The sequence below is a fragment of the Shewanella sp. MBTL60-007 genome (assembly GCF_019654915.1).
GTDB lineage: Bacteria > Pseudomonadota > Gammaproteobacteria > Enterobacterales > Shewanellaceae > Shewanella.
In genome coordinates, this window is the sequence record NZ_BPET01000103.1 from 1 (window position 1) to 7,670 (window position 7,670).

4 protein-coding genes and 1 pseudogene are annotated in these 7,670 nt (G+C 42.2%); 2 read left to right on the forward strand and 3 right to left on the reverse strand.

Annotated elements, in window-relative coordinates; all coding sequences use genetic code 11:
- Positions 1–409: 409 nt before the first annotated feature.
- The gene (locus K5Q92_RS23070; RefSeq protein WP_220771173.1) at positions 410–2,698 is read left to right on the forward strand and encodes an AAA family ATPase; all 2,289 of its coding nucleotides are present in this window, start codon (positions 410–412) and stop codon (positions 2,696–2,698) included.
- On the forward strand, positions 2,695–4,644 hold the full coding sequence (locus K5Q92_RS23075; protein ID WP_220771174.1) for a UvrD-helicase domain-containing protein: 1,950 nt from the start codon (positions 2,695–2,697) through the stop codon (positions 4,642–4,644). Before K5Q92_RS23070 ends, K5Q92_RS23075 begins: the two co-directional genes overlap by 4 nt.
- A gap of 589 nt (positions 4,645–5,233) precedes the next feature.
- Here K5Q92_RS23075 and K5Q92_RS23080 read toward each other — a convergent pair.
- The 3 genes and pseudogenes from K5Q92_RS23080 to K5Q92_RS23090 all read right to left on the reverse strand — a co-directional run.
- Complete coding sequence (locus K5Q92_RS23080; protein ID WP_220771175.1) at positions 5,234–6,781, reverse strand: site-specific integrase; 1,548 nt, start codon at positions 6,779–6,781, stop codon at positions 5,234–5,236.
- Positions 6,782–7,138: 357 nt separating this feature from the next.
- A complete protein-coding gene (locus K5Q92_RS23085) occupies positions 7,139–7,369 on the reverse strand; it encodes a hypothetical protein (protein ID WP_220771176.1) in 231 nt (76 codons plus the stop codon).
- 104 nt (positions 7,370–7,473) lie between these two features.
- A pseudogene (locus K5Q92_RS23090) lies at positions 7,474–7,670 on the reverse strand (hypothetical protein); the annotation flags it as partial.

The window sequence follows — 7,670 nt, forward strand, 5'->3', positions numbered from 1 at the left end:
TGGCCATCCATAATTATTTCATGTTCTAGAATCAACAAAATAATCAGGGTTACTAAAGGTGCCTCTATCTAAAAACTCTGGGTGCCTTAGTTGTTTGTTGAAGCCAACGAACAGTCTTTTTAGTTGTGTTCAATTTAATCACTCGTATCGTTTACGTTAACTCCTAGCTTTGATTAATTGACATTAAATGAATATTGGATTTAGCGCACATATTTTCCTTCAAAATATGATAAGTTAAGTAAAATCATATGAGTATCTTCACCTATTCATTGCATATCTCCCCCCTACATGAGCAGAACTACGTTCTTGTCGATGGGCAATAGAACACTCGGTTTCAGTAGCTTGCTTTACTCGATCTAGATGAAGATAGGGTCAACTAGTTTTCTTTGAATGGACATCTATATAAAGTATGGAAAAAAAGACAATTGAACAGCCTGAAGGGATTTCCCTTCGCTATGCTGAGGTTTGTAAGTTTCGTCGGTTAGATCAGGTTCTACTTGACGTTGATGAACGGACTACAATCCTAGTTGGCGCGAATAACAGCGGTAAAACATCCATTTTGGCTGCTTTGCGCTTGTTCTTATCAGATTCTACTCCATTTGGTGCTTTTGACATCAGTCAATCGCAATGGAAGAAACTGAGAGGGTTAGGAAAAAGATGGGAGGCTCTTGCTGAAGATCCTACTTCAGCGGGTGGAGAGATTGATAATTGGCAAACCCAACTCACTACACTACTTTCCGCAATGCCTACGATTGACCTATGGTTTAACGCGGACCAAGGCATGTATCACTATGTAGCTCCGTTTCTTTCCAAGCTTACTTGGAAGGGAGGAGCTGTGGGGATTCGCTTGCGCCTAGAGCCAGCGTCAAACGTTGATGAGCTTCAGCAACTTGCTTGGCGTTATAGAGAAGCTAGAGATCCTGTAAAAGACATGGGGGCAGACTCTCTCGCATGGCCTCTTGACTTACTGGACTATTGGCTACGCGAACCTAGAGATATGGGGCGCGTACACGTTTACAAGCTAGATACTGATAATAGCCCCATGGAAAAAGGGAATACTTACACACAGCAAGTTCTCTCGGCTAACGCGACTCAGGTAAACCGCTTACATCTATCGCAATTGATTCGAGTAGATTTTGTTGCTGCTCAGCGTGGCCTTGGTGGTGAAGAAGCTGATAGCCGCACCAGTTCTGAACCTCATAGTGTGGGGTTGTTTTCTAATCAACTGCTGAAATTTGCACGCCAACATCTGAATGTAGCTGCAAACGGTTACGGAAATCGTGCCGAAATAATAACATCGGTTGCGAAGGCACAACAGGACTTAGATAAAACGATTCAAGATGCAATTACTCCCATAGTTGAAGATGTTAAGGAACTGGGATATCCCGGATTGCAGGATCCCCAAAAAATTCATTTTCGTACTAGAATTCAGACCGCAGATCTTCTAAATCATAGCACCGCTGTGCAGTACAGCATGAGTGAAGATGAGGCCGAAGATTTACTACCAGAATATTCAATTGGCCTTGGATACCAGAATCTGCAGTCCTTGAGCTATCAATTAGTATCGTTCAAAACAGCACGACTGAATCCACCCAAGGGGTCTCCTGCACCTGTTCATCTTGTAATGATTGAAGAACCGGAAGCACACCTTCATGTGCAGGTGCAGCGCATCTTCCCTGGTAGGGCACATAAGCTAATCAGCCTAAGTGACCAAAAACCAGCATTGCTGAATAGTCAGTTGCTCCTTAGTACGCACTCCAGTCACCTTGCACACGCAGAGAGTTTTGCGCGTCTACGTTACGTGCGGAGAGTTGCGAAGACAAAGTCTAATAAAATGCCATGCGCAGAGATTATTAGTCTGGGTGAAGTTTTCGGGAACGACGAAGAAACTAGATTGTTTGCAGAAAGGTATTTTCGTGTGCAGCACACCGATCTGCTGTTTGCTAATGCCGCAATCTTTGTCGAGGGAGTTGCTGAGCGCATGCTTGTACCTTTGTTTGTTGAGCGAGATTTCAAGGAGCTGAGCAACCAGTATGTTTCGTTTCTTGATATCGGTGGTAGCCACGCTCATCGTCTTCGTCCGTTGATAGAGAAACTTAGAATCCCCACAGTGGTCATCACCGATATCGATCCCGTCGAGGTGACGAAAAATAAGAAAGGAAAGACAATCCGCACTGCGGTAGCCAATACAGGTCAACCAAATTTAGAATGCGGCAACCCGACTTTGAACATCTGGCATCCACGACTGACGAAACTTGAAGATTTCAAAAATCCTGAGGACACAGTTCTGATACGGTCAGAAGGCGAAGATTACAAGGTGAGATTTGCATGGCAACTTCCTGTATTGGAAGCGGATGCCTGTTGGCCAAGTTCATTCGAGGACTCTCTCATACTTTCCAACATCAGCTGGTTCAGGGGATTATCCGAAAAAAAGTTAGATGAGGATGGGAATAAGCTGAAGAAGCCAACTGGGGCGCTTGGCGCCATAGTGAAGAAAGTTGCTGAAGGTAAATCAAATACAGATCTTGCTAAGGCATTACATGAACTGATGCATAAGTCTTTCAATAAGGGAGACTTTGCCGCCACAATCTTCGAAAATATTGCTTCAGGTGAGAAAATCAATTGCCCAAATTACATAGCGGAAGCATTAGCATGGCTGCAGAAGCAGCTTAAGCCGGATTCAAAGGTACACTCATGACAGCAGAGATCATACACGGTGGTAATGAGCGTGATGCTGGTGTTGTTGAAGAAATTTGTGGCTATCTGACAGAGACACCACCTAGAAGTTACTTCTTGTTTGCAGGCGCAGGCTCAGGCAAAACCCGAACACTGGTTGAAGTTCTTCGTAGGTTAACTGATGTAGTTCCCCATGAGTCTGGTAGTGCGCTTTCCAAGAGCTTTCGCATGTTTGGCAGATCAATCCGAGTGATTACTTATACCAAGAATGCTGTAGCAGTCATAAATGGCCGTTTGGGAAACAACGATCTTGTGAAGGTATCGACTATTCACTCATTTTGTTGGGAACTAATTGACGGATTTAATGACGATATTAGAGAAGCTCTTATTGCTATAAAGTTGCGGAAACTGAATAAAGAGCAGACTAAAGCATCAGAAAAGGCGAAAGGAATTAATGACAAAGACCGAGGGAAATTTGCTGAGATAGAAAAAGATATTGAGGCTCTAAAGGCAATAAAGACGTTTACCTATAGTCCAGACCGAATTACATATGGCCTTGGTGCAATCCAACACAGACATGTGCTAGATGCAGCAGCTTGGTTGCTTACAAATAGACCTACTTTACAACGTATCTTAATAGACCTCCATCCAATTATTCTCATTGATGAATCTCAGGACACGATGAAGGGGGTTCTAGATACACTGATGGATATAGCGAAAAAAGATGACAATGGATTTGCACTTGGTTTATTGGGGGATCATCGGCAGCGTATATATACAGATGGACACTCAGACCTTTTAGGCCTAGTTCCTGATAAATGGGCAAGGCCTGAACTGCAAATGAATCATCGAAGTCAGAAGCGTATCGTAGATCTGATTAACAAGATTTGGGGGGCTGAACTACATGGGCGAACTCAAGCTACAACTGGTGTTAAACAGTATTCGCGTATCGAGAATACCAGAGGGGTTGTAAGAATATTTGTTGGAAGCTCAACCCTTGAGCCCGCAGAGAAAATTTACAAAGAGAAACAATGTGCTGCGCAAATGGCAAAAGTAAATTCATCTTCTGAATGGCTAGAAGGCGGGTATCAGATGCTTGCTCTAGAGCATAAGCTTGTGGCTACAAGAGGCAATTTTTTGCAAGTCTATGAAGCTATGTTCCTAATAGACTCCAATACTGCAGCTCCACAAGGCAGTGGGGAGAATAAAGGACCTACTGCAGTGCGATTACTACTTGATGAACTAGCCCAATTGGCTGTGTGTGTAAGAACTGATGGAACTATCAATGAGTTCGCTGCAACGGAAGTTCTACAATTGAATAGATGCTTAGATCGCCTTCCAGAAGATGCTAAAATACGAAACATACGAACAGAGGAAATGTTGATGGCTATTTCTTCATTTGCCGAAGCCAGTATTAAGGAGGGGGCAACAGTCAAAGAGGTACTGAAACCAATTATTGATGCAAAAATCTTTGAAGTTGATGGCAGATTGCTTTCGTCATACGCAGATGATTCTACAGCGCCTACAGCTCCACCTCCCCGTAAGAAGGAGTTGACCGAAAATCGTATAAGAAGAGGATGGTGCGCCTTGTTTGCTTCTCCTTGGGAAGAGCTTGCTCGCTATCGCAAGTACTTGAACGGCGAATCAGATTTAGCTACACACCAAGTTGTAAAAGGTTCGGAGTTTGACCATGTAATGGTTGTTATGGATGATAGCCAAGCAGGTGGTTCTCAAATTTCCTATGACAAGTTATTTGGTGCAAAGGGCCTCAGTGACAGCGATCAAAAAAATATTAAATCGGGTAAGGAAACAACCATTGATCGTAGTTTACGATTATTATACGTAACATGCAGCCGAGCTCGCGATAGTTTGGCACTTGTACTGTGGTCAGAGCAACCTGACATAGCTCTTCAGCACATCAAGGAGAGTGAATGGTTTAAAGCTGAAGAAATTTACCAGTTATTTTAGAGGGATGCCCCCTCGAAGTAGTGGTAGTGGTAGTGGTAGTGGTAGTGGTATAAATATAGAACTTACTAAGTTATGGGGAAACTATACAGCACTATTCTGGAGACTGTTATTTCCCAAAAAAACAAAAGTGCTATTGAATTTTTACATCTTCCTTCTTTTTCTCCTAGGCTGATATTATGTGATTTTGTCAGAGAGATAAATGAGCGTTGATAACGCATTATACGGTTATAACTAAGCCCGCCCATGTTAAATCAACACCAAATTAAAAGGTTTGGGCTCTCTTTGCTGCCCAGCGGATTCAATTCATTTAATTGTCTGAGAAAACTTATGCACGCAGGTGGGGTCTCTGGCTACCCGATTATTTTCATTTGCCTTTAGATGTTGGCTGATAGTGAGAATGGGGGAGCAAACCTAAGCCTAGGAGGTTAGAGCTTTATTGAAGAGATTGATCATGCAACACGTTTGGGGGCAGAAATGAGCTACTACAGCTTATTCACCTCTTTCATTATTGATACAGGGCATTCAATTTCAAAACAATCAAACCCTAGCACTATGGCAATATACTATTTTGCCATAGTGCTGAATTCTACTACTTCAAAAAATCTGGCATTGCCCCTTGTTGCCGTGATGAATCCAGCTTAGTAACAGCCTCGAACCGTGTTCTATCCATCAAGTGAGCATAACGCTTTGTGGTCTCTATCTGCTTGTGATTGAGTAGCTGACTCACCATGTAGATATTACCCGTTTGCATCATCACCTTTGAAGCAAAGTCATGGCGTAAATCATAGAGTCTAAAGCTTTCTATCTTTGCTTCCTTAAGCAACTTAGTCCAAGGCTTCTTAATCGTTGTTAACTGTAAGCTAGGGTTCGTCGGTGACGGAAACAACCATGACTCAGCTCGAGTCTTAAAGTGTTTTGCACAATCACTATGAACCCTATGTTTTCGCCACTCCACCAGTGTGGCGTAGGCAAGTTCATTCAATGGAATAAAGTTTGATACGCCACGTTTATCCAAGGATTTTCTGATCCGGAAGAATCGATTTTCAAGATCGACATCTTGCCAACGGGAGTTGAATAGAGTCCCTGGTCTTATTCCGGTTTCTTTAAACAGAATAATGAAAGGCGTCACATGATCAGCAAATTGGCAATCAGCCAAATCGTCAGGCTTCTGTAACCTGCGTTTTTCTCTATGCTCAATGGTTCGAATTCGTTGCTCATGCTTGAATGAGTTGCGCCGATTGATCGCATCGTAAAGCCTCAGCTCTTCGCTATCTGATAAATAACGAATGACCTGATTATCAACTTTGATTTTCGGCAAGGTGTACAGGTCATGCTCCCTGATAACGCCCCTTTCTTTTGCTAGCTGGATGCAGGCCCTTAGAGTACAGATCGTCTCTTTTAGCGTTGATGGCTTAACACTCCACAAACTTTCTCCGGCAGCCAATTGCCTCTTGGTTAACTTACGTTCTTTAGAACGCATCCACTCGCGAACCACTTCTGCCGTTATATCTGATACAGGGCTATCAAGGTACTTTTTAAAATTACGCTCAATCACTCTGATTTTACTCATCACCGTTTTCGGGTTTTCATAACGTTTAATATCAAGGTAATCGGCATGCAAAAAAGTACGCAGGCTGATGGCGCTGTCTTTATTCAGTCTTGCCCCCTTTTGTTTTTCAATCAGCTTAATGCCTAGATTATTGCCAGATTTAAGTTGAGTGGCAGCTTTAACTAGTTGGCTTATGTTGTCCTTTGATAAGTCCCCAACTTTGGTGGTATTTAACTTTGCTGTTAATGCATCTCGATATCGCAAATACACAACTGCAGCCTTAGATCCGTCTTTTGGTGCTAATGTCGCTTTAGTGAGTGTCAGTTGCGATCTATAAAATCGAATTGATAAGCCTTTCAGCTCAGCGCAATTGAGTACGAAGTACTTTGTATCACCTTGCCACCATCGCTCAATCTCATTGTGAAAATGATCAATCCACTCTGTTGGGAATGAAGATTCAAGGTAAGACTTAAATGCTAAAAACTTTTGATTAGGCTGGCTGGTTTTCTTGTTAAGGCATGTTGCCGCATAACAAAGAAATTGGTCGATAGATTTGTTCGAAAAGGAAATTTGTAGATTGATATTCATCAGTATGCGCTCTTATTTCAGTGAAATTTGATCGCACACCTGTCGCACAAGAAACATGGTAAATGATGCAAAGCAGTGCAAAAGTGCGACAGAGCCAAAAATTAAAACCCAAATCTATCAACAAGTTAGCTAGCAACTATCTTTTCAAAAACAAGCTACCGGGACTCATAATCGTTAGGTCCACGGTTCAAGTCCGTGAGGGGCCACCAATTTTGATAAGCCGCTTAGAGAAATCTAAGCGGCTTTTTCATATCTGAATGGCTACATCACAGGGTGTTTAGATGTAAGGCCGATGATATACCGTTTAATTCCCGTATTAATATCAGCTAGTAATAGCATTCCTAGTATAAAGCCTATTTATTTTCCGTAAGCCTTAATATTTAGTGTTAAAAGCTTAATTGTTACTTTATAAACAGGTTCATCAAAAGAGAGCTTACAGGCCGTTTCAGATGCAAGCACAACACTTCTAGAAACATGAGGCACACAACCTGCAGCCACGCCAAACCTCTGAAACTGCAAAGCATCGACATCGAGCTTTAGGTTTACCTCATCTCCCTCGCTTACAAAAGCTATGGCACTTGTAGGCATATAAACCTCTGCATCAAGCTTTTAATCATCCGGTAAGATTGTCACAAAATAATCTCCGTTCGAAGCAAACTCGCCAACCTTAAGTTTAATTGACGCATGCCTCGCTAGCCCTTCTTTGTATAACAATGAATATTGGGAGAACTGTTATTTATGAGTGATATTTGAATATTAAGCTCTTTAAGTTTCTCTATGTCAGAGATTAACGAGTTAGTCATAAATTTATCGTTCATAACCAACATAAGGGGAGCGCCAGTAGAAACACATGCTCCTTCTTTAACTGCTACCTCACTAACAACACATC

Excerpts from the sequence above, each read along its gene's own strand:
- K5Q92_RS23080 (WP_220771175.1), bottom strand. The coding sequence starts at position 6,781 with ATGAATATCAATCTACAAATTTCCTTTTCGAACAAATCTATCGACCAA.
- K5Q92_RS23085 (WP_220771176.1), bottom strand. The coding sequence starts at position 7,369 with ATGCCTACAAGTGCCATAGCTTTTGTAAGCGAGGGAGATGAGGTAAAC.
- K5Q92_RS23070 (WP_220771173.1), top strand. The coding sequence starts at position 410 with ATGGAAAAAAAGACAATTGAACAGCCTGAAGGGATTTCCCTTCGCTAT.
- K5Q92_RS23075 (WP_220771174.1), top strand. The coding sequence starts at position 2,695 with ATGACAGCAGAGATCATACACGGTGGTAATGAGCGTGATGCTGGTGTT.